16 protein-coding genes are annotated in these 22,898 nt (G+C 39.1%); 9 read left to right on the top strand and 7 right to left on the bottom strand.

Features of this window, described 5'->3' with window-relative positions; all coding sequences use genetic code 11:
• The 4 genes from GQO39_RS06665 to trpS all read left to right on the top strand — a co-directional run.
• The coding region (locus GQO39_RS06665; protein ID WP_156851503.1) for a BID domain-containing T4SS effector at positions 1–1,851 on the top strand (1,851 nt) is incomplete at its 5' end.
• Positions 1,852–2,183: 332 nt separating this feature from the next.
• Entirely contained in the window at positions 2,184–4,034 is a 1,851-nt protein-coding gene (locus tag GQO39_RS06660; protein WP_156851499.1) for a BID domain-containing T4SS effector, read from the top strand.
• 790 nt (positions 4,035–4,824) lie between these two features.
• Complete coding sequence (gene murJ / locus GQO39_RS06655; RefSeq protein WP_156851498.1) at positions 4,825–6,396, top strand: murein biosynthesis integral membrane protein MurJ; 1,572 nt, start codon at positions 4,825–4,827, stop codon at positions 6,394–6,396.
• Positions 6,397–6,473: 77 nt separating this feature from the next.
• A complete protein-coding gene (gene trpS, locus GQO39_RS06650) occupies positions 6,474–7,544 on the top strand; it encodes a tryptophan--tRNA ligase (RefSeq protein WP_156851497.1) in 1,071 nt (356 codons plus the stop codon).
• A gap of 181 nt (positions 7,545–7,725) precedes the next feature.
• Here the strand turns inward: trpS and GQO39_RS06645 are convergent, their stop codons facing one another.
• Positions 7,726–8,820, bottom strand: coding sequence for a phage DNA encapsidation protein (locus GQO39_RS06645; protein ID WP_156851496.1), 1,095 nt, complete (start codon positions 8,818–8,820; stop codon positions 7,726–7,728).
• A 210-nt stretch (positions 8,821–9,030) separates the two neighbouring features.
• Between GQO39_RS06645 and GQO39_RS06640 the strand changes: the two genes are divergently transcribed.
• The gene (locus GQO39_RS06640; protein WP_007553656.1) at positions 9,031–9,522 is read left to right on the top strand and encodes a universal stress protein; all 492 of its coding nucleotides are present in this window, start codon (positions 9,031–9,033) and stop codon (positions 9,520–9,522) included.
• Between the two features lie 55 nt (positions 9,523–9,577).
• On the top strand, positions 9,578–10,156 hold the full coding sequence (locus tag GQO39_RS06635; RefSeq protein WP_156851495.1) for a NifU family protein: 579 nt from the start codon (positions 9,578–9,580) through the stop codon (positions 10,154–10,156).
• Between the two features lie 330 nt (positions 10,157–10,486).
• On the opposite strand, the gene GQO39_RS06630 is transcribed toward GQO39_RS06635, so the two are convergent.
• The gene (locus GQO39_RS06630; RefSeq protein ID WP_156851494.1) at positions 10,487–10,822 is read right to left on the bottom strand and encodes a zinc ribbon domain-containing protein YjdM; all 336 of its coding nucleotides are present in this window, start codon (positions 10,820–10,822) and stop codon (positions 10,487–10,489) included.
• A gap of 606 nt (positions 10,823–11,428) precedes the next feature.
• Here GQO39_RS06630 and GQO39_RS06625 point away from each other — a divergent pair.
• The gene (locus tag GQO39_RS06625; protein ID WP_156851493.1) at positions 11,429–11,824 is read left to right on the top strand and encodes a helix-turn-helix domain-containing protein; all 396 of its coding nucleotides are present in this window, start codon (positions 11,429–11,431) and stop codon (positions 11,822–11,824) included.
• Positions 11,825–12,541: 717 nt separating this feature from the next.
• Here the strand turns inward: GQO39_RS06625 and groL are convergent.
• Together groL and groES are read right to left on the bottom strand one after the other, a co-directional pair.
• Positions 12,542–14,185, bottom strand: coding sequence for a chaperonin GroEL (gene groL, locus GQO39_RS06620; RefSeq protein ID WP_007553666.1), 1,644 nt, complete (start codon positions 14,183–14,185; stop codon positions 12,542–12,544).
• Positions 14,186–14,261: 76 nt separating this feature from the next.
• Positions 14,262–14,558, bottom strand: a complete 297-nt coding sequence (gene groES, locus GQO39_RS06615) for a co-chaperone GroES (protein WP_004857291.1) — start codon at positions 14,556–14,558, stop codon at positions 14,262–14,264.
• A gap of 227 nt (positions 14,559–14,785) precedes the next feature.
• Between groES and fumC the strand changes: the two genes are divergently transcribed.
• On the top strand, positions 14,786–16,174 hold the full coding sequence (gene fumC, locus GQO39_RS06610) for a class II fumarate hydratase (RefSeq protein ID WP_156851492.1): 1,389 nt from the start codon (positions 14,786–14,788) through the stop codon (positions 16,172–16,174).
• Positions 16,175–17,065: 891 nt separating this feature from the next.
• On the opposite strand, the gene GQO39_RS06605 is transcribed toward fumC, so the two are convergent.
• The gene (locus tag GQO39_RS06605) at positions 17,066–18,694 is read right to left on the bottom strand and encodes an alpha-D-glucose phosphate-specific phosphoglucomutase (protein WP_156851491.1); all 1,629 of its coding nucleotides are present in this window, start codon (positions 18,692–18,694) and stop codon (positions 17,066–17,068) included.
• A gap of 182 nt (positions 18,695–18,876) precedes the next feature.
• On the opposite strand from GQO39_RS06605, the gene GQO39_RS06600 reads away from it, so the two are divergent.
• Positions 18,877–19,401, top strand: coding sequence for a peroxiredoxin (locus tag GQO39_RS06600; RefSeq protein WP_156851490.1), 525 nt, complete (start codon positions 18,877–18,879; stop codon positions 19,399–19,401).
• A gap of 583 nt (positions 19,402–19,984) precedes the next feature.
• On the opposite strand, the gene hisS is transcribed toward GQO39_RS06600, so the two are convergent.
• Both hisS and pyrF read right to left on the bottom strand, forming a co-directional pair.
• Entirely contained in the window at positions 19,985–21,493 is a 1,509-nt protein-coding gene (gene hisS / locus GQO39_RS06595; protein WP_156851489.1) for a histidine--tRNA ligase, read from the bottom strand.
• A 529-nt stretch (positions 21,494–22,022) separates the two neighbouring features.
• Entirely contained in the window at positions 22,023–22,868 is an 846-nt protein-coding gene (gene pyrF, locus GQO39_RS06590; protein WP_156851488.1) for an orotidine-5'-phosphate decarboxylase, read from the bottom strand.
• Positions 22,869–22,898 lie beyond the last annotated feature (30 nt).

The raw sequence follows: 22,898 nt of genomic DNA, 5'->3' as shown, positions 1-22,898 counted from the left end.
CAAAGCAACACAGCCGCACAACAGAACGAAGCTCTATACGCAACACCTAGACCACTAAAACCATCTCGCGCAAACGACAAAGAACAAAGCAACACAGCCGCACAAGAGAATGAAACTATATATGCAGAGCTTGTGAGAAAGACACCGCCTCTTACAAAAAACAGAGAAAAAAGCAATATAGCCACTCAAAAAGATAAAACCATATATGCAACGGTTTCTTCATCAAGAGTAAGTACATCTATCCCGAAAGAGGAACTCATCCAGAAAATTAGAAACAATATGTTTGTCCAAGGCTGTAAAGACGAAATCAAAAGTTTGTCTCAAACTGTTTATGGAAACCCAGATATTTTTCAGAAAAAACTTGAGGAAATTGAAAAAAATCCTTTCCTTGGAGAAAACATTTCATGGCAAATTGCAGCAAATCCTAAACTTGTTGCTAATCTTGCTGGAAAAAAAGTTCTTGGCATAAAAAATCAAGCACGCAAAAAGGCTGAAGAAAATATTCCATCCCTGTGTCTCGCCATTGAAAATTATGCCGAGATTGTAAAACAGGCAAAAGAGAATGTTTTTCACGTCCATCTGGCAGAACAATCACTCCATAGAAAATCAATAGACCTAAAGCAAATGGCTGAAGATCTACAAAAGCCACGCAAACCTAGACAAGAAAAGGCAGCCCTTTCGCAAAAGGAAATTGCACGCAGAGTTCAAAGCAATACAGTGGTCCAATATTGTCACACAGAAATCGTATATTGGTGCATAATTGCTTATGGCGACCCAAGCGTTTTGCAGCATAGGCTTGAAGAAGTTCACAAATCTCCTGCCATGGGAGAAGAGCTTGCATGGCAAGTTAAAACACACCCTCATATATTTGGTAGACTTGCTGGTTACAATGTCTATGGCTTTAAAAGTGATACACGCAAACAGGCTGAAAATGCTCTTACACGTCTGGGTGAAGCCATTGAAGGTTATGCTGAGGCTATAAAACACGCAAAAGAGCACCTTATACAAGGCCAAGAAGAAAAACACAAACGCCATACACAGCCTCCCGAGCAAGATAAAAGCATGCAAAAACAGCAAAGCTTATCGAAATCTCCTAAACTGCCTGAACGCTCACCAACGAACAGACATCAAGAAGCTGTTGAAACTGCCATGCAAACTGAATGGAACCGGCTTGGTGCTCGACCACGCACAGCGACAATACCAGAAAAACACAGACAAGAGAGTATTTTGCCTACTTCTCACACAGAACAAAAAACACACAGAGAGCAAACCGCTAAAAATCAGCAACAGTCACTTACAGCTGAAAAAGAAAGAACCCCTCCTCTCTCGCATAAGGAAATTAGCGACAGAGTTCAAAATGATCACTCTGTTCAACGGGCTCGAATAGAAATCTACAATTGGTGTAACATTGTTTATAAAAACCCATTTATTTTTCAGTATAACACTGAAGATGTGCAAAAAAATCCTGTTTTGGGAGAAGAACTCTCATGGCAAGTTGCAAATTATCCTACAATGTTTTCTCCGCTTGCCGGCAAACAAGTGCTTGGCATAAAAAATAGTGCACGCAAACATGCTGAAGACGCTGTTCCTTCTCTATGTGCTGCCATTGATGATTATACCAAAGCTGTAAAAAAAGTCAGAGAAGAGATTGTAAAAACACATCAGGAACAATCTCCCAAGCAAGATAAAAGCATGCAAAAACAGCAAAGCTTATCGAAATCTCCTAAACTGCCTGAACGCTCATCAATAAAAAGGCATCTAGAATCTGCTGAAAACTCCATGTCGATAAGCTCACCGGACGTTCAGTCGCGGAAAGTGGGCGCCTCAAAAGCAATGGCGTTAACCAGCTAAACTTCATAGCCTCTTGTTTTTAATATAATTTCTTTGTGCAGTCATTTTACGTAGATTGCACTGGGGTATTGCACCAAGGAGTGTTGTGCAATGTTACAGACAGTATCAAAAAACACCCCACCTCAATTTATCTAACTGACTGATAAAGTTGTACAATAAAATAACAGATCATAACAATAAACATTGACTACGGTCCCTACGAATAAAGCAAGATTTTTTGCGTCAAGAAAAGACTTTTTCCTTTGGATAAAAACGACAAAGTAAAAGAGAGAAGAACCGTAAAGAGGCTTTCAAAACAAATATTGGTCTAAAACGCGTGAAAGGAAATATCTATGAAAAATAACCAAACAAACCATTCTGCGTCTCACACACTAGAACAGCAAAAAATATCGAAAATTAGTGATGCCCTCTCTTTTACGGAGCCAAAGGCTAAAAACCTACGAGAAACACTTACTCCAAAAGAAGAAATAGCACCTCAGCCCTTTAGAAAAATGTCTTCATCTTTAGAAGTGCAAGAAGAGAATATATCACCACGTAATTTTATTTACCCAGATAGTATCACGCTGAAAAATAAATATGGAATAAAGAATTATAGCAAATTAAAAAGGCGATGTGCCCATGATTCAGCAAAAGCAATCATTAATCTGCGCCAAGAAGAACCACCACAAAGGTTAACATCTGCATATCTCCTCTATATTCATCGCACTTTATTTAAAAACACCTTTGAATGGGCCGGACATACTCGCGAAAAAACCTTTACCTTTGAAGATGGGAGCATTGCCTGTATGCCAGAAATGAAAAAAGCGGGCATTTCTTTTGCATCTGGGGAAAAGGTCCAGGAAGGTCTTAACAATTTAGATCGAATACTGAACGAGAAGAATAATTTAAAAGGCTTAACCCGCGAAGCATTTGTTGAAAATGTAACTGAAATGATGATACTGTTAAACTACACGCATCCTTTCCGAGAAGGGAATGGGCGCACACAACGGGTGTTTTTTGAAAAGCTTGGGCAAATTGCAGGTCACCAACTGGACTTTTCTCTTGTAACAGAAAAACGCATGAATCTTGCCAGTATTGAGTCACTAAAATCAGGCGATTCAAAAGCGATAAAAGATCTGCTTGACGATATTTCCAATCCAGAAAAGACGCTTATTTTAAAGGAATTCATGGACCACATGAAAACTATCGGACTTGAAAGTATTAATCATCGCCTTGTTATGACAACCAAAGAAGGTGAAACCTATAGGGGCTTTTATAAAGGAAGTGGAGCAAATGGTTTCATGGTTGATGTTAATGGTTCTTTCATCATAGGAAATAAAAACAATCTCACACCAGAACAACTCAAAACATTAAAAATTGGTGATGCCCTCTCTTTTACAGTGCCAAGGGCTCAAGACTTTCAACAAACGCTAATCCCAAGAGAAAAAATAGCACCTCTTACAAGAGATGAAATTAATGAAAGGGTTCAAAACAGCGCATTAGTCCAAAAAAGCACAAGAAAAATCGAAGAATTGTGTAAGATTGTTTATGGTGATCCGTATATTTTGCAAAACAAAATGTCGGAAATTAAAATTCCAATGACAATTGAAAATATTGTTGAAGGAGAAAAATTTGCACGACAAATTGAAAATTTTCCTCAATCTATTCATAGACTGCGTGGTATCAATATATGTGGCATAAAAAGTGGTGCACGTGCACATGCTGAAGAAAATATTTTGCCCTTAAGTCACGCCATTTTTGATTATGTATATACTGTAAGACAGGTGGAAAAAGACATTCTTGAAAACCATCAGCTAGAGCAAAAACGCTGTGAGAAATCAGTAAAAACGCCTAGTCAATGGATGAAAAATCTCTTTTCTCTGCCTAAAGAACAACAGCAAGAATTCTTAGCGCAATCTCCTGAACTGCGGATGCAAATAAATAGCTATATGCTTCAATTACAAGAGCGTCTCTCACCGTGTGAACAAAAAGCTATAAGGGAAAAGAATTACCAAGAGCTCGCTAAAACTATTGGCACCTCAGTAAATAACGCAAAGGAAATTGCAAAAACTTTCCAACAGGGAAAAGAAATACAACTGAATATGCAACCAGAGCATTTTCTTCACCGCCAATCCAAGGAACGCGCAGCAGCAAGTTGGAGTAAATCTACACGAGAACATGCCCCAATTTCGGTCAATCCGTAATGAACAAAAAGAAATTGATAAAATCCATTAAGCAAAAAGAGTGCCGCAACAAAACATTCAACGGCATAAATCTGGAAGCATAAAATTAATGACTACGTGTCCATAAATTTTTAGCTCTTTCTTAAGTTGGATCATCATACTTTTAGATCACTCTCCTCTTTTGACCATTTTCTTTTAAGAGAGAAGATATGTGAGCATAATTTCAGGAAGCAAAACGGAAAACGCGAAAAACAAAAAGTCCTCTATTTTGTTTAAGTTATCTTGTACATATGAGGTATTCTTTAGAACTTCAAACGTTTTGAATTAGTATAAAAGTAAACAAACTTTTTAAACACTCTACGAAGCTGAATTTTTAATTTATCAAGCCGGTATGTAAAAAACATTTAATAATAAGCGAGGATTTGGAACGCAAAGCGATATACTCCAGCAATAAACGGTAAAAAAACACCTAAATGCCACGCGTATACTATTCAGAACCAATGCAACAAAGCACCAAATAAATAAGGCTTACCCATTTTCCCGCTCTTTATCTCTTCGTGACATTGCCTCCTATCTCCAAAATTGTAAAAAGAGACTTTAATATTTTATGTAAGTAATCAAACGATAACATAGCAACAACAACTATAGCTCAAAGAGTATGAATACGCTCTTATTGACAGAAGGGTGAACACCATCGTAAAACGCTTTAGCTTTACAAAAGAATATTTATATTAACACACTGATTAGGTTTTTATGATCTAAAAAGGCTTTATTAATCACTTCTTCTTCATAACAAAGCTGATGTATCTTTATGACCTTGATTAAAAAGTTTGCAACTGTTGCTTCCGGAACCCTGATGAGTCGTATTTTTGGCTTTGTACGCGAAATGCTGATGGCAGCAGCGTTGGGTACTGGTCCTGTTTCCGATGCGTTCAACGCGGCTTTTCGTTTTCCCAATACATTCCGCCGTTTTTTTGCTGAAGGTGCCTTTAATGCAGCTTTTATTCCCCTTTTTTCAAAAAAAATTACCGAAGATGGTCAAGAAACCGCATGCAAATTTGCAGAAGAAGTGTTTGGCGTTCTCTTTTCGTTGCTGTTACTTTTAACCATTGTCATGGAATTAAGCATGCCTTTTTTAGTACGAACGGTTATTGCTCCAGGTTTTACAGGGGATACCACAAAATTTAACGCCACAGTCCATTTTACCGCGATCATGTTCCCCTATTTAACATGTATGTCTTTAGCAGCAATGATGGGAGGAATGTTAAATGCCTTACGGCGCTATTTTATTGCAGCCATAGCTCCCCTTTTTTTGAATATTATTCTTATTGGTGTACTTGCCTATGCGTGGATCTATCAGCTTGACGCTTGGAATATCGGCTTAAATCTTTCTTGGGGGGTTTTAGCAGCGGGAATCCTGCAACTCACCTTGATCGCGGTTGCTTTGCGTCAAAGTGGCATGAAAATTTTCCTCCGTCATCCTCATTTTAGCGCCAATGTTCGCAAACTTCTCACTTTAGCATTCCCTGCTGCCATCACGGGAGGCATTACACAAATCAATTTGCTCATCAATACCAACATTGCTTCTAGCCAATCGGGTGCCGTATCTTCTTTGATGTATGCTGATCGTCTCTACCAATTACCCCTAGGCGTGATAGCAATTGCCATTGCAACAGTTCTTTTACCAGAATTAACAAGAGCTCTACGCAGCAAGCAGCACAAAGAAACACATGATTTGCAAAATCGCTCTATTGAATTAACCCTGTTGTTAACACTACCCGCATCCGTTGCTTTTCTAATGCTCTCCACCCCCATTGTCAGTTTGCTTTTTGAGCGTGGACAATTTACCAGTGTTTCAACACACCATGTTGCACAGTTACTTGAACTTTACGGGCTAGGACTTCCAGCTTTTGTCCTGATCAAGGTATTTATTCCTAGTTTTTTTGCTCATGAAGATACAAAAACACCGATGATTGTCACCGGCATTTGCGTTTTCATCAATATTGGTCTTGCCTTAACATTATTTCCTTCTTTATCAGCACGAGGTATTGTCATTGCCGAAATTACCTCTGGATGGGTCAACACACTATTGCTTTGTGGCATTCTCATCAAACGCAGCTATTGGAAATACGATGCACAACTGATAAAACGCATTTCTTGTCTGATACTCATCACTGTTTTAAGCAGTGTAACCCTTCATTATCTGCTTAATATGCTTGGTTTTTTGTCTTTTCCTTTATCCTCACATGCGTCGTTTTTCTTGCGTGCCAGCACCTTTGCAGGGATAATGTTTGTCATATTCTTGGTATATTTGGGTGTTTATTTTTTACTTGACACGCGTTCCTTTTTCCGCACCCTCAAAAATTTCAAAAAATACCTCTAATATTTTATCTTGCTTTCATAAAAACGCTTTGACACAAAACACAAAATAAATAACCTGACTTAAGAAAGAACTTTTCTATGGACACCTTTACACCGCTTGTCTTTTCCGGCGTACAACCGAGTGGTAACTTACATCTTGGCAATTATCTTGGAGCCATAAAACATTGGGTTGAATTGCAAACATCTTATCACTGTCTATATTGCGTTGTTGATATGCACGCACTTACAGTGAACCCAAATCCACAAACTTTAAGTGAATCAACTAGAGCTGCCACAGCAGCTTTTTTAGCTGCGGGAATTGATCCTCAAAAACACATTATTTTCAACCAGTCTCAGGTTTTTCAACATGCCGAACTTGCATGGATTTTAAATTGTATCGCCCGTATCGGTTGGCTCCAACGCATGACACAATTTAAAGATAAAGCAGGAAAAGATCGTGAAAAAGCGTCCCTAGGACTTTTCGCTTATCCAAGTTTGATGGCTGCCGATATTTTGCTCTACCGTGCCACGCATGTTCCGGTGGGTGAAGATCAAAAACAGCACGTTGAACTCACGCGCGATATTGCGCAAAAATTCAATAACGACTACGCACATCGCATTGCAGATTTGAATTTTGATATTTCAATGCAAATGAATGAGGAAAAAAGACAAGGCTTTTTCCCCATGCCAGAAGCGCTGATAGGAAAAACAGCCATGCGTGTAATGTCCTTGCGTGATGGTACAAAAAAAATGTCAAAATCAGATCCCTCAGATTTTTCACGCATTAATTTGACCGATGATGCTGATCTTATTGCAAAAAAAATACGCAAAGCAAAAACCGATTCCGCGCCTCTTCCCGACACATTGGAAGCTTTAGAAGGACGACCAGAGATTGACAATCTTCTTGGTATTTATGCGGCTTTTGCCCAAATAAGTAAAGAAAAGGCCCTTTTAGAGTTTTCTGGAAAACAATTTTCGCTTTTCAAAACAGCCTTAGCTGACCTTGCCGTCCACAAGCTTGCACCCATCACAGGGGAACTGCGTCGACTGCATCAAGAAAGCGATTATATTGACTCTGTTTTGCACGATGGTGCACAACGTGCCAGTGTTCTAGCAGAAAAAAATATGAAAAAAATCCGTGAAATCGTTGGATTTTTGCACAAGACATGAGACAATGAAAATAGCTGTAAAAAATAAAAAAGAAGTTATACCCGAATTTTGAAAAAATATCTTTCTCTCTTACAAAAGACAACCCCTCACACGAGAGACCAGCGTTATCTCTACTATGCCCCATATCATTGCTATAAACAACGATATTTACAAAATAGGAGAAACAACTGATTTTCCTATTTTAAACCTTTTTGATGAATGGTTCCATAACTCTTTTAACATCCATTGTTTCAAAACAAACATCACCATCCCTTATAAATTTAGCTAATTGTTTAAGTTTATGATCTTTTGAAATGCTCCCTTTAATTGCACCTTCGTATAAAACGTTATCCATACTGTAGGTAATATAATCTTTATTAAAACCTTTTTTAATGAACAACTTATCAGATGCAAAAAAGACAGCTAATTTTTGGCTTTGTATGATGAGGTTAAAATAAGGTGTTTTAGGTATTGATTTCATTTTATCAATGAATGAATAATCATCATTAGTCTTAAGAGCATTATTATCTAATACGAATGATCCATATGCTGTCTCTTTAATTGATTTAGCGAATTTTGTTTGCACTTTCTTCTCAACAAATTCCTTACTTAATGTATGACCTATTAAAATTGATTTTTTTCTAAAGAATGTAAATTCATTTTTCTGATGGTTTCTTAAATCAAAGAAATCGAAATAAGGATTAAGTTGGGAGACACTATTACCTAAACAAATTATACGCCCCTCATCACGATCTCTAAAGACGGTTTCACATAGACTAATTAATTTTTCCGGTTCATTTTCTAAATATTTTCCTTGTTCACAAATATATTCATCAAGAATGATTGTTTTAACATTAGGGAAAGAACAGTGTTTGTATTGGTTAGCTAAAGATAGAGGGATTAAATACCCGCAAAGCATGTCATTTTTTGCTTTAAATAGAGGTGGTAGTCTGTATGATATTTTTGTATTGATTTTTGATTCAGTTTCTTCTCTACCTTGAGAGAACTTTTCTAACGCATCTAAGTAAATTTCTGAATTATAAAGGATATGTTCACCTTTGCATCTAAATTCACATGGTTTAATAATGCCTTGTTTTTCTAAAGCAATAAACATTGCATCTTTTACACGTTGAATTTCTTTTTGTGTGCGACGTACGTATATGAATTGTTCATCTCTTTTTTTGTAAGCATTACAAACAAAACGTAACGCGCTAAATGTTTCTCCTAATCCTCTATTACTGTCTAAAAAATTCCATAATGCATTATAGGAAAGCGCTTTGTTTAAATCGTAGTACAATTATTTATTTGCCCATCATTTTTAAAAATATTAACCATCAGTTCATAATATAATTTCACAGGAGCTTCTTTTAAACACACTCTTATTCAATTTTTCTCTAAAATTGCGCTATCTGAAAAATTCTATTGAAACTTTTTCAAAGTTACCTTTACTTAGATATTTGAACAAGGTTGATTTGAAATATTTTCACCAAAAAAGGAGGGGAGATACATGGTTTCTAAGCGAAAAAATGCAAAAACAGAGCATAAGCGAAAAATTTTAGTGATTATCGACGAAACACCAGAGTGTCGCCGTGCCGTTGCTTTTGCCGCACAACATGCTAAAAATACCAATAGAACATTGATATTGCTTTGTGTTGTTGACAGCGTAGAATTTCAACATTTTCTGGGTGTAAACAACGTGATGCGAACGGAATCAACGCAAAGTGCTCATAAGGTATTGGGAGAAATTGCCAATGATGTACACACCACGCATGGTCTTGAAACAGAGATTGTTATACGTGAAGGCAAGAAAATTGATGAAATTTCCAAACTAATCGACGAAGATAAGGAGATTTCGCTCATTGTTTTAGCGGCCAGTGCACATACAGAAGGACCAGGACCGCTTATCCAACTCATTGGTAATCGGGGAACAGCTTTTTCAATCCCTGTCACTGTCATTCCGAGCAATCTTGCGGATGAAGATATTGAATCTATTGCCTAAATGCATATTCTATATTCAATGACCATTTTCATCCCTAACCATAAAAGGAAAGTGTATGTTTATTCAAACTGAAACCACACCAAATCCTTCAACGTTGAAATTTTTGCCAGGGCGTGTGGTCCTTTCCGAGGGCGTATTAGAATTTCGTGATCGTGAAGAAGCGGCTAAAAATTCGCCTTTAGCTGCTAAACTGTTTAATATTCCAAATGTCAATGGTGTCTTTTTAGGCTATGATTTTATCACTGTAAGCAAAAAAGAGGGAGAATGGCAACATCTTAAACCAGTTATTTTAGGCACAATTATGGAACATTTTTTGTCCAATGACCCAGTTGTTACCACCAACGCTACAACACAAGCGCAAACCCACGCCCTTAATGAAGAGTTTTATGACGAAAAAGATGCTGATATCGTGCTAACAATTAAAGAGCTTCTTGAAACACGTATCCGCCCAGCCGTTGCCAACGATGGTGGAGATATCACTTTTCGCGGATTTGAAAATGGTATTGTTTACCTCAATATGCGAGGTGCTTGCGCTGGATGCCCCTCTTCAACCGCAACGCTAAAACATGGTATTGAAAATCTTTTACGGCACTTTATTCCAGAAGTTTTAGGTGTTGAAGCTATGCCACAATAAAAATGAAGCCCCACAAACATCGATAAAAAATAAACAAGACAGCGAAAATACTACCCCTTAAGAGCCATTATAAAAACCAAGTCATATCCCCGAACACACCATATTACTCCATATAAAACACGCCAAGAAAAAAGATGCCACGAGAACATTTTTTCATAAAGCAATACCATGCAAGAGTGAGGTATACGCAGCCCCCAGGATTCACCTCATTACCAGAACATGTCTTTTTAAAAAAATCAAAAAATTGAAAAAACCTTCTCCAGCAGTAATCTCAAATGCATACAAATGCATTTCACCAAAGAAGAAAGCGCCTTACAAACTATATAACAACTAAATTTTCTTAACAAATTCTGACTTTAATCCAATCTGTCCAATCCCAGGGATCTTACAGTCAATATTATGATCTCCATCCACGAGGCGAATATTTTTCACCTTAGTCCCACTTTTGAGAACGGATGCAGCGCCCTTTACTTTAAGGTCTTTTACCACCATAACGCTATCCCCATTCGTCAAAACCTGACCATTAGCATCATAAACAATATCGGAAGGAACAGAATCTTCACTCTTTTGTGACCATTCATGTGCGCATTCAGGACACACAAAATTTTCACCTTCTTCATAAGTGTAAAGACCACCACAGTGAGGACATTTAGGGTATTGGTTCATACATTCCCTCTTTGGTTCAAAAAAGCATTTCTGTGGTCATAGAGCAAGAAATGCGCATTGTCTATTGTTTCACGAAAAACATCTAAACTTTTTCCATCTCATCCCTACCCCTGAGATACAATATTATCAAAATTCCATTGGGCATCATCATCTTTACGTTTATGAAGGGTGCTAGCCACCAGAACAATCACACTCCTTTGCTCGTCACAAGTGAGGTTGGTGTATGGAAAAAAACTCTTCAAGAAAGTCATAAAAATGCTTTTTATGAATGCTCTCAAATGCAAGAGCTCTTGCAACATTGGGGGATATAAAAATTTGAGAAACATTCCCCCTCATTTTTAAAAATTATAAGTTGAGAAAAACTATCTTAATTTTTACTACAATCCCCTGAAATTGCTTTATGATTTAAAAATTTTTTGTTCGTGTCCACAACAACCAAAAGAGAACGTCCCCCCTAAAATCCAAACGCAAAAATTAACCTATTATAAATGCGCCCATACTATGGGTGTCTTGGGATTCCGAGAGATTTTGCTATGTCTAGGTGCTCTCAGCACTAAAAGCAAAATGCTGATTTGAGTTCAGTGTTTTTAGACTCCCGGAATACCAATGCGAGGGCGCTCGCAACCGGCGGGGGGCTCTAAAGTGCAAACCAAAACTCTCAACGACATTTTTGTAGGCAGGAAAATTCGTTTTAGACGAAAAATGTTGAAAATGTCTCAAAAACAATTAGCGCATGCTTTAAGTGTAAGCTACCAACAAATTCAAAAATATGAAACAGGCTTAAATCGTGTAAGCGCAGGATGCCTGAAAGATATTGCCAATATCCTGAGCGTTCCACTTACCTTTTTCTACGCAGATATCTTACAAGAGTCCCCATACCAACATGATGAGCTAATATCAAGCAGAGAGGAATATCTGCTTTTAAAAAGATTTAGAGTTTTAACATCGGTAAAACAAAGAGCAATTTTACAACTCATCGCTGATCAGAATGAAAATTTTTAACATCATGAGACATGGTGCTACTAAACAGAGAGTGTAGTACAACGACTCTCTGTTCAGTAGCATTCATGAGAGTATTTTTTAAAAAGCAACCTCTTACGCGTTGGGAACGCTTTTTATTTTAAACCATATCCACTTAAATAGTCCTGTTATAAATACTTAGTATCCGTTTTAACTTTTCCCCACCTTAAAGGATGGAGATTCCTACCACAACCGGTCTGTAAACAACCCAGCTCTTCTTGAGCAGGTTCCCCTTGGCTTCTCACTCATGTGCTTCATTTTACAAGATTCTACGGGCAAGCCGTACCCTGATATTCATCACACTTTTGAACAAAAAACACCACGTGGGTAAAATTAGCTTATATCACTACCCTAAACGACAGTATTTTACGGAAAAACAGGATAAAAACACTTCATTGTGGTAAAAGAAAAAAGCATGAAGAAAAAGCAAAATCTTCTGACACAAACGATAAGACAGAGCAACCTTGTTTTCCAACAAAAACGCGAGCATCAACAAGTCTGAGTAGAATTGCTTTATTTTGTGCATTAATAATCTATACCCTATCGAAACTTTCCTGATTCAAGGCTTCTTTTCCAGCAGCTGTCAGAAAAAGGGATACACAGCAATAAACAGCAAAATCATCAAAAAAACAGAAAGAAACATACAAAAAACGGGCCTAGAAGACCCGTTTTTTTTATTACCTCTAGGGAAAAAAGAGCTTAGAAATCCATTCCGCCCATTCCACCCATTCCACCACCAGGCATTGGAGGCATCGGAGTATCTTTCTTTGGAACTTCAGCAACCATTGCTTCTGTTGTGATAAGAAGGCTAGCAATTGATGCAGCATTCTGAAGAGCAGAACGCACAACCTTCACAGGATCAACAATTCCCAAAGCAATCAAATCACCAAACTCACCAGTTGCGGTATTGTAACCAAATGTGTCCGCATTGTTTTCAAGCACTTTGCCAACAATAATCGCTGCTTCTTCACCAGCATTGCTTGCAATTTGGCGCGCTGGTGCTTGTAGAGCACGGCGAACAATACTAATACCAGCTTCTTGATCAGGGTTGCTACCTTTAACAGTCAACGCATTTGCAGCACGCAATAATGCGGTTCCACCACCAGCAACAATACCTTCTTCCACAGCAGCACGTGTTGCATTCAAGGCATCATCAACGCGGTCTTTCTTCTCTTTCACTTCAACTTCTGTTGCACCACCAACACGGATAACAGCAACACCACCAGCAAGCTTAGCAAGTCTTTCTTGCAATTTCTCACGATCATAGTCAGAAGTTGTTTCTTCGATTTGCGCTTTAATCTGATTTACGCGTGCACTAATTTCGCTCTTTTGTCCAGCACCATCAATAATCGTCGTATTTTCTTTAGAAATATTGACTTTCTTAGCACGTCCAAGCATATCCAAAGTGACATTTTCAAGTTTAATGCCCACATCCTCGGAAATAACCTGACCCGATGTCAAAATTGCAATATCCTCAAGCATTGCTTTACGACGGTCACCAAAGCCTGGAGCTTTCACAGCAGCAATTTTCAAACCACCACGCAGCTTGTTGACAACCAGCGTCGCCAAAGCTTCACCTTCCACATCTTCAGCGATAATGAGAAGTGGTTTACCAGACTGAACGACAGCTTCAAGCACAGGAAGAAGAGATTGTAGATTAGACAATTTCTTTTCGTGAATGAGAATGTAAGGATCATCAAGATCTGCCACCATTTTCTCAGCATTGGTGACAAAGTAAGGGGAAAGGTATCCACGATCAAACTGCATTCCTTCCACAACTTCCAATTCCGTTTCAGCAGTTTTTGCTTCTTCCACAGTAATAACGCCTTCATTGCCGACTTTTTCCATGGCATCAGCGATCATTTTGCCGATTTCCTCAGCTCCATTAGCGGAAATTGTTCCCACTTGAGCGATTTCTGCTGAAGTTTGGATTTTTTTTGCTTTTTTGAAGAGATTTGCCACCACTTCTTCAACAGCAGCATCAATCCCACGCTTAAGATCCATTGGGTTCATGCCAGCAGCAACAGCTTTTACGCCTTCTTGCACAATAGCCTGTCCCAAAACAGTTGCAGTTGTTGTTCCATCACCAGCAATATCATTGGTTTTAGAAGCAACTTCGCGCAACATTTGCGCACCCATATTTTCGAACTTATCTTCCAGTTCGATTTCCTTTGCAACGGATACACCATCTTTTGTGATACGAGGCGCACCAAATGATTTATCGATCACCACATTGCGACCTTTAGGGCCCAGCGTCACCTTTACAGCGTTAGCAAGGATATCAACACCGCGCAATAAACGCTCACGCGCTTCACGGCCAAATTTGACTTCTTTAGCAGCCATTTAATTTCTCCTTGGAGTTGTCTTAATAAAGTACAAAATACTAAACAATACAAAATGGAAGAACTAAGAGACTGAATTAGCCCAAAATTCCCATAATGTCAGATTCTTTCATAATGAGGAGGTCTTCGCCATTAATTTTAACTTCGGTTCCAGACCATTTTCCAAACAAGATACGGTCTCCTGTTTTAACTTCCAAAGGCACGCGCTTTCCATTATCATCGAGAGCGCCATTGCCAACAGCAATAACTTCACCTTCTTGAGGTTTTTCCTTTGCTGTATCAGGGATGATAATCCCACCAGCAGTCTTATTTTCAGATTCAACCCGACGAACAACGACACGATCGTGAAGTGGGCGGAATTGTATGTTAGCCATGTTTTAAATCCTTAAAACTTAGTATAACTGAATTAATCTTAAAGGGTTTGTTAGCACTCTTCAACCAAGAGTGCTAGTATCAACCCGAATATAAAATCGCCACTCTCCAATGTCAAGGATCAACTGTTAAAATAATTTACTTCAATAAGTCTTAAGAGTCTTGCCTCTTTTTTCACTTTTGCGTTATCTAGGTTTTTATTATACCTGTAAACATAAAGGATTTTATCATGGTTGAAACACGTAAAGAAACGGATAGCTTTGGAACGATTTCGGTACGTCAAGACCGTTATTGGGGTGCACAAACTGAACGTTCTCTGCATAATTTTAATATTGGCACAGAAAAACAACCTCTCACCATCATCTATGCCTTAAGCCTTATCAAAAAGGCAGCAGCTGTTGTAAATATGGACAAAGGAAAGCTCCCGCAAAACATCGGGAAAGCAATCATTACTGCTGCTGATGAGGTACTTGCAGGAACATTCGATACACATTTTCCCCTTTCTGTCTGGCAAACAGGCTCCGGCACACAGAGCAATATGAACGTCAATGAAGTCATCGCCAACCATGCCAGCATGCTTTTGGGAGGAAAACTTGGTACCAAAGCTCCCGTTCACCCGAATGATCACGTGAATATGAGCCAATCATCAAACGATTCCTTTCCCACCGCGCTTCATATTGCTACCACGCTACAAACGCGCCAACACTTATTTCCTATTCTTGAAGCCCTTATTACCACTTTAAGAAAAAAAGAAGAAGAATTTGCCGACATTATCAAAATCGGGCGCACCCATACCCAAGATGCAACCCCCTTAACTTTAGCGCAAGAATTTTCAGGCTATCGTGCCGCACTGGAAGCCAATCTTCAGCGCATTGAAACAGCTCTTTCCGACGTCCAAACACTTGCCCAAGGAGGTACAGCTGTTGGAACTGGGCTCAATGCACCAAAAGGTTTTGATGTTGCCTTTGCGCAAACAATAAGCGCCCTTACAGGAATAACCTTTAAAACTGCCAGCAATAAATTTGAAGCCCTTGCTCACCATGGAGCCCTTGCACATTTCCATGGAAGTCTAAATGCTCTAGCTGCTGATCTGTTTAAAATTGCCAACGATATCCGATTCTTAGGTTCAGGTCCCCGCTCAGGCTTGGGTGAATTAAGCTTGCCCGAAAATGAACCAGGCTCTTCCATCATGCCAGGCAAGGTCAATCCCACACAGTGCGAAGCAATGACAATGGTTGCCTGCCAAGTCTTTGGTAATCATACCAGTGTCACATTTGCCGCAAGCCAAGGGCATTTTGAACTAAACGTTTATAAACCTGTTATTGGTTATAATGTTTTACAATCGATTACGCTTCTTGGTGATTGCATGCGCTCTTTTGATCTCCATTGCATACAAGGTTTAAGCGCCAATCGCGTTCATATTCACTCTCTCATGGAACGCTCTTTGATGCTTGTAACAGCTCTTACCCCAGAAATTGGCTATGAAAAAGCCGCTGAAATTGCCAAAGCCGCGCATAAAAATGATACAACTTTGCGTACTGAAGCCCTAAAAGCAGGCGTTTCTGGAGATGATTATGACCGTCTGGTTGATCCAAAAAAGATGATCGCCCCGCAATAAACAACAAGATACAATTTTCTTTAGGATAAACTTTCATGTAAAACTATCAGATCATAAATTATCCGATAGTTTTACATGTTTAGCAATCTATGTTTTAATCTTACAAAGATGCGTTAAAGGAACAATCCATTAAACACCACCTACGAAAAATTAAAGAACTCCCAGACCTCAGGTATATTCATGCCAAAAACTTTCATTTGCTTATATAACAAAACGCCTCCCCTCCTATCCCTGACCAATGCAATGCACTAATGTTCTCGAAAGCACCTATGCCTTGCCAGAGCTATTTTAAAGAAGTACTGTTATAAAGATTAAGAAAATTCTTCACGCATAAAAACACAACTTTGCGCATCAAAGCACTAAAGACCAAGCGTTTTGGAGACAATTATAGCTGACCAATTGACCTAAAAAGTTGATCACCCCACAAGAAATAAATGGATGGAGACTTCCTTAAAACAGATCTGTCTGTAAGAACAAACCACTCACAATCTAATTTCTGTGACCAATAGCATTTAATTTTCAAAATCAGAACCACACGCGAGCTTGAATAAACCAAGCCTTCTAGAAAATGAAAGCAGAATCCTTCACCATAAGTAATAAAACCCCATGCAAAAAAAGCAATGCCCCAGAGAAGACACAAATCACCCATTTATAAAGATAATATATTTTCTTGCATATTAAATGAGAGCCTCAAATAAAATTCTATCATTTCAAACCTGTTCATGATAAATCATAACAAAGCCATTGGCTTTCATATCACAAGAGGGATTACCATGGGGATAAAACCGTTGAAAGCAGTAAGACGGCCTCAATGCAAGAGCAATCACAACATTTAAACTGGCAAAAAAATGATGGTGGCAACCCATACTTATACAACACAATACAGCACTCTCATGTGATAACATCGGGATGTTCTCGACCGAATTCTTGTTGCATATTCAACAATTGAAGTGCCGCTTGTTGCAAAGGTTGGAAAACTTTTTGTGGATCTTGATTGTGTTTGTGTGGGTTTCCTTCGTACTGTTCAAAATAAAGTCGTAAAGTAGCTCCCACCGTCCCTGTTCCTGATAAGCGTATCACTAATCGCGCACTGTTCTTGAAAAAAATACGTATGCCTTGCTTTGTGCTAACACTCTGATCAATGGGGTCATGATAAGTAAAATCGTCTGCTTTTTCGACCTGCAGTCCAGCAATTTCTGTTCCTGCCCGTGGTAAATGCGCACGCAACCGCTCTATGACCGCAAAAGCTTTATAGGCATCGACTTCTTCATAATCATGACGCAAAGTGTAAAAACGCCCATAAGTGTGCCAATGCTGTTGAACAATTTGTGCGACAGATTTCTCTGTCACCGCTAAAAGATTTAACCAAAATAACACAGCCCATAAGCCATCCTTTTCGCGGATATGGTGAGAGCCCGTTCCAAAACTTTCTTCACCACAAAAGGTCACTTTCCCCACATCCAAAAGTGACGCAAAAAACTTCCACCCCGTTGGCGTCTCAAAACAATTCAATCCTTTTTTTTCAGCAACCAGATCAACAGCACGCCCCGTCGGCATAGAACGGGCAATCCCTACAATGCCTTGGCGATAACCTTTAATCAGATGTGCATTCTCAGCCATAATAGCCAAAGAATCAGAAGGCGTGACAAATTGCTTACGACCAATAATGAGATTACGATCTCCATCACCATCAGATGCCGCACCAAGATCAGGAGCTTGATCAGACATTAACAAATCATAAAGAGACCTAGCATAAACCAAATTGGGATCTGGATGCCCTCCTCCAAAATCTGGTAAAGGAATACCATTGACCACCGTTTCTTCAGAAAAACCTAAACATTTCTCAAAAATTTCGTGCGCATAAGGACCTGTGACCGCATGCATTGCATCAAAGCGTAGGGTTAAACCTTTTTCTACTGCTTGAGCAATACAATCAAAATCAAAAATCTCCTGCATCAAAGCAACATAATCGGCTACCGGATCAAGTATTTCCACCCGCATAGACCCGATAAAAGTTGTTCCTTCTCTTTCTAAATCAACATCTGGAGCCTCAAAAATTTTATAAAAAGCAAGATTTTGTGACGCTAAAAAAATAGCTTCACACAAAGAATCAGGAGCAGGACCACCATGAGAAATATTGTATTTTATGCCACAATCTCCCTCTAAACCACCAGGATTATGACTTGCTGAGAGAATAAATCCACCATGGGCATGATATTTGCGAATAAGATGTGAAACAGCAGGCGTGGAAAGAATACCCCCTCTTCCAACTTTTACACAAGCAACACCGTGAGCCGCCGCCATTTTCAATACAATCTGAAGAAGGGTGAGGTTGAAATAGCGCCCATCACCACCAAGAATCAACAATTTTCCCTCAAGAGGTCCAATGCTGTTAAAAATGGCTTGGATAAAATTTTCAACATAATGCGGCTGTTGAAAAACCGATACCTTTTTACGCAAACCAGATGTTCCCAGTTTTTGATCATTAAAAGCCCTAGTCAAAACTGTGGTTATGCTCATAAACACGCCTTCATGTTATATTTGTTCGATTCTAGAGTGAATATCCACCAAAGTCGACCATTAATTCTGCTTGACGGAACAATGAAATACTTGCACACTTGCTACAACATTGAGAAATTTAAAATGCACTCTTAAATACACTTTAAAACACAACCCTCATAGAAGAATACAGGAGCATTATTATGACGAGAAAAAAAGTTCCCAATGTAACTTTCCACACACGTGTGCGTGATGAATCCGTGAGTGGCAACAACCCTTATCGGTGGCAAGAAGTTAACAGTGATGCGTACTTTAAAGGAAAACGAGTTATTCTTTTTTCTCTTCCTGGAGCTTTTACGCCCACTTGCTCAACCTTTCAGCTACCTGATTTTGAAAAACTCTATGATGAGTTTAAAAAAATCGGTATTGATGAAATTTATTGTCTTTCCGTCAATGATGCTTTTGTCATGAACGCTTGGGGAAAAGCACAAGATATTAAAAACGTAAAATTAATCCCCGATGGCTCAGGCGAATTCACACGCAAAATGGGCATGCTGGTTGCTAAAGACAATATCGGTTTTGGAATGCGCTCATGGCGTTATGCTGCTGTTATTAATGATGGCGTTATTGAACAATGGTTTGAAGAAGCGGGTTTTTCTGACAATTGCAGAACAGACCCTTATGAAGTTTCTTCACCACAAAACGTTTTAAAAACCCTGCAAGGCTAATTCCAAAACAAATTCATAGCATTTAAACAACACAAATTTTACGGCACAAATTCTTTCGCAAAAAGGAGTTTGTGTCGTTTGTATTTTGACCTCCTCCCTTCTCTAAAGGACGAAGGTTCCTACCAGTTCCGATCTATAAACAGTTCAGCTTCTCTCGGCGAGTTCCTCCTGCTAACCACCCATGTGTGGTTCAATTCATAAGCCCTACCGGACAAGCACTACCCTAAAGACTTAGCACACGCTCTAAAAACGCGTATGTAAGTTTTACATGCCCTATAGCATTGCCATAACCAACATGTCTTACGGCAAATCATGATAAATTTTCCATTGCCCCACCAAAAAGCTACAACTTGAATATTTTCACCACAAAAGCCCACAACTACTCTATCACAGCTCCCACCGCCATCCCCAAAAGAACAACTCCATCACATCATTGAGAACAGTAAAGAGCAACACAGCCTCAAAAATAGGTCACGTATCATATTTCAATCCACGCACCACAGAAGGGTCAATTTTGATACGACCTTAAGTACCAGCTATCCTAATTTTATTTTTTAAACCGTGCTCTAAGAGTATAAAGTCTCTATTTAACGCATGAAAACTTTTGTGCCTTTTGCGTTGCCAAAATATCCTGTACCGTTTTAACCAATTGCTCTTCATCAACGGTTACTTGCGCTGGTCTGCTTTCACGCCATGTTTGATTATCCTTAATTTCTTGAGACAAACGCGCACCCTCAACCAAATCTTTGATCTGTATTTTTCCGCTCTCACGCTCTTGTGAACCTTGGATCACCACACAAGGAGCTTGGCGCCGATCAGCATATTTCATCTGCGCTTTCATCCCCGATGCCCCCAAATAAAGTTCAGCACGAATTCCCGCATTGCGCAACTGCATCACCATTTTTTGATAACCAGCAACAGCTTCTGGCTCTTTATCCATCATCAGCACCACCACGGGACCGGTATTTTCTTTCACAGGCAATTTTCCAAGATTTTGCAAAGCGGCTATCAAGCGCGAGATACCAATTGAAAAACCCGTTGCTGGAATATTTTCACCACGAAAGCGTGCAACCAACCCATCATAGCGTCCACCGCCACCAACAGACCCAAAAACGACTTTTTGCCCGTCATCATTGAGAACATCAAAAAGCAACGCAGCCTCAAAAACAGGTCCCGTATAATACTCTAATCCACGCACCACAGAAGGATCAATTTTGATACGATTCTGATACCCATTCGCAGCAAAAATCACTTGCATTTCCTCAAGCTCACGAACTCCTTCAAGTCCTTGAGCACTTTGGGCAACAATTTTTCTAAGAGCATCAAGTGTTTCCTCTGCTGTTTCAGCCTGTACCGTAAGCAAAGAGAGAATACAATCAATGTCTTTATCTTTAAGCTCCGCCCCTTTTGTAAAATCACCACTTTCGTCCAAACGCCCTTTGCCCAAAAGCAAACGCACACCTTCAGTCCCAAATTTGTCAAGTTTATCAATTGCTCTTAAAACAGTGAGACGCTTTTCCGTTTGTTCACTTTCCCCCAAGCCAATCAATGCTAAAACACATTCCAAAATTTTTCGGTTATTAAGACGAATGGCATAATCATGATGCCCAATTCCTAATTTTTCCAAACTATCTGCTGCCATCATGCAAATTTCCGCATCCGCAGCAACGGTTGGTGTTCCAACAATATCGGCATCAAACTGCATAAATTGCCGAAACCGCCCAGGTCCGGGTTTTTCATTGCGGAAAACAAAACCAAGACGATAGCTCCGATAAGGCTTTGGCAAAGTTTCAAAATTTTCTGCAAAATAACGAGCAAGAGGGGCGGTAAGATCGTAACGCAAAGACATCCATTGCTCATCATCATCTTGTAGAGAGAAAACCCCCGCATTTGGACGATCTGAATCAGGTAAAAATTTGCCCAACACATCAGTATATTCAAAAATCGGTGTTTCCAGCGCTTCAAAACCGTAAAGTTCATAAACTTCGCGAATCTGAGCTATCATGGTCTCAGTTGCATACAATTGCGCACTTGTACGATCAACAAAACCACGAGGTAAACGAGCTTTGGTTTTTTCTTGTTTCGATGACATATGATTCTCTAGCAACAATTTGTGTTTACAATTGTCTCGTGTCTTATCTTATAGAAACAAACGCTGCAATGCCTTTATAATCCCTAAACCTTTAAGCAATATGCATCCGCTTTTGTTTTACAAAGATGATATCTCTCCCCTAGAGAGTATTCACTATGAAAGCACTTGCACTTTCAATATCAGAATATAAACAAACTCTCTTTGAATATTCTTCTCTTTATAATGAAAAATGATGTGCCCTCACCCCAAACATTCTCCCAAGCTTTCTCCATCTCTCATCCCCAACGCGCCCTTTCCCCATTACTCATTCTTGAAGGAATTTTCCCCTATTCCCACTATCTCTACATTCTCCTCTATTAGTCTTCTTTTCCTCCAGATGTCTTTTCGCGCTATATCTCTCTTCTAATATCAAACGCATGCTTGCTTCTTTAGAGACATCAAAAGCAATCTTTATTTTGAATAAATAGAAGCACACCCTAAAAAACACCTCTATAAGGGCTTTTCAGATTTATCACATATGCAAAAATTCTCAAGGCAAGAGAGTGTGTATAGCTTGCTGCGCAAAGTTATTGATGCAGGTTTTTAAATCAACAATATTGGGACCAACATCAGTGATCGACCTTGAAATGGAAGGAATAACATTCTGCCACGAACTTTGAGGAAATTGATGTGCTAATTGTGTTATTGTCCCTCCTTGAGCTCCAATACCTGGAACAAGAAACAAACAGTTTTTTAACTGTTCAATTGCCTTTTTCGATTCACTGCCTAATGTTGCTCCAACAACCGCACCGACAGGACCAACAGGATGATGCTCGCTCAAAGACTGACTATTATAGTCAAAAATACGCTGTGCCAAATGAACAGAAAGTGTCTGATCACCAATGCACGCATTTCGAATTTGCTTACCCTCTGGATTAGAAGATTCAACAACCACAAAAACGCATGTTTCCGTTTCTTCTGCAATCTTTATCATAGGAATGAGAGCATCAAAACCAAGGAAAGCATTGACTGTAATGGCATCGGCTTTAAATGCACTGTTCGAACCAAGCCAAGCTTTCCCATAAGCTTCAACAGTAGAGCCAATATCCCCGCGTTTTGCATCAACGAGAACCAATAACCCTTGTTCATGGGCTGTTTCAATGAGTTCTTTGAGAACCTGAAGACCCTCCACACCATACAATTCAAAAAATGCCGCTTGTGGCTTTATAATGCCAACATTTCCCACAACCGCTGTTAAGAGGATATCACAAAATTCTTTTAACCCTTTATAATCACGGCTTAAATTCCATGATTGCAAAACCTTATGACTAGGGTCAAAACCAATACAAAGCGGCCCATATATTTCCCGATTTTTAAAAAAATTTGCACAAAACATTTTACACCTTAAGCTAGTTTTTCTTTAAAT

Origin of the sequence: Bartonella refiksaydamii (assembly GCF_902652675.1) — a bacterium.
GTDB lineage: Bacteria > Pseudomonadota > Alphaproteobacteria > Rhizobiales > Rhizobiaceae > Bartonella > Bartonella refiksaydamii.
The sequence above is the reverse complement of the archived record's forward strand: the minus strand, read 5'-3'. Positions and strand labels throughout refer to the sequence as shown.

What these genes read in the sequence shown, in the direction of transcription:
- trpS (WP_156851497.1), top strand. Translation starts at nt 6,474, where the DNA reads ATGGACACCTTTACACCGCTTGTCTTTTCCGGCGTACAACCGAGTGGT.
- GQO39_RS06625 (WP_156851493.1), top strand. Translation starts at nt 11,429, where the DNA reads ATGCGAGGGCGCTCGCAACCGGCGGGGGGCTCTAAAGTGCAAACCAAA.
- GQO39_RS06600 (WP_156851490.1), top strand. Translation starts at nt 18,877, where the DNA reads ATGACGAGAAAAAAAGTTCCCAATGTAACTTTCCACACACGTGTGCGT.
- GQO39_RS06605 (WP_156851491.1), bottom strand. Translation starts at nt 18,694, where the DNA reads ATGAGCATAACCACAGTTTTGACTAGGGCTTTTAATGATCAAAAACTG.
- pyrF (WP_156851488.1), bottom strand. Translation starts at nt 22,868, where the DNA reads ATGTTTTGTGCAAATTTTTTTAAAAATCGGGAAATATATGGGCCGCTT.
- fumC (WP_156851492.1), top strand. Translation starts at nt 14,786, where the DNA reads ATGGTTGAAACACGTAAAGAAACGGATAGCTTTGGAACGATTTCGGTA.
- GQO39_RS06660 (WP_156851499.1), top strand. Translation starts at nt 2,184, where the DNA reads ATGAAAAATAACCAAACAAACCATTCTGCGTCTCACACACTAGAACAG.
- groL (WP_007553666.1), bottom strand. Translation starts at nt 14,185, where the DNA reads ATGGCTGCTAAAGAAGTCAAATTTGGCCGTGAAGCGCGTGAGCGTTTA.
- murJ (WP_156851498.1), top strand. Translation starts at nt 4,825, where the DNA reads ATGACCTTGATTAAAAAGTTTGCAACTGTTGCTTCCGGAACCCTGATG.
- hisS (WP_156851489.1), bottom strand. Translation starts at nt 21,493, where the DNA reads ATGTCATCGAAACAAGAAAAAACCAAAGCTCGTTTACCTCGTGGTTTT.
- GQO39_RS06630 (WP_156851494.1), bottom strand. Translation starts at nt 10,822, where the DNA reads ATGAACCAATACCCTAAATGTCCTCACTGTGGTGGTCTTTACACTTAT.
- GQO39_RS06640 (WP_007553656.1), top strand. Translation starts at nt 9,031, where the DNA reads ATGGTTTCTAAGCGAAAAAATGCAAAAACAGAGCATAAGCGAAAAATT.
- groES (WP_004857291.1), bottom strand. Translation starts at nt 14,558, where the DNA reads ATGGCTAACATACAATTCCGCCCACTTCACGATCGTGTCGTTGTTCGT.
- GQO39_RS06635 (WP_156851495.1), top strand. Translation starts at nt 9,578, where the DNA reads ATGTTTATTCAAACTGAAACCACACCAAATCCTTCAACGTTGAAATTT.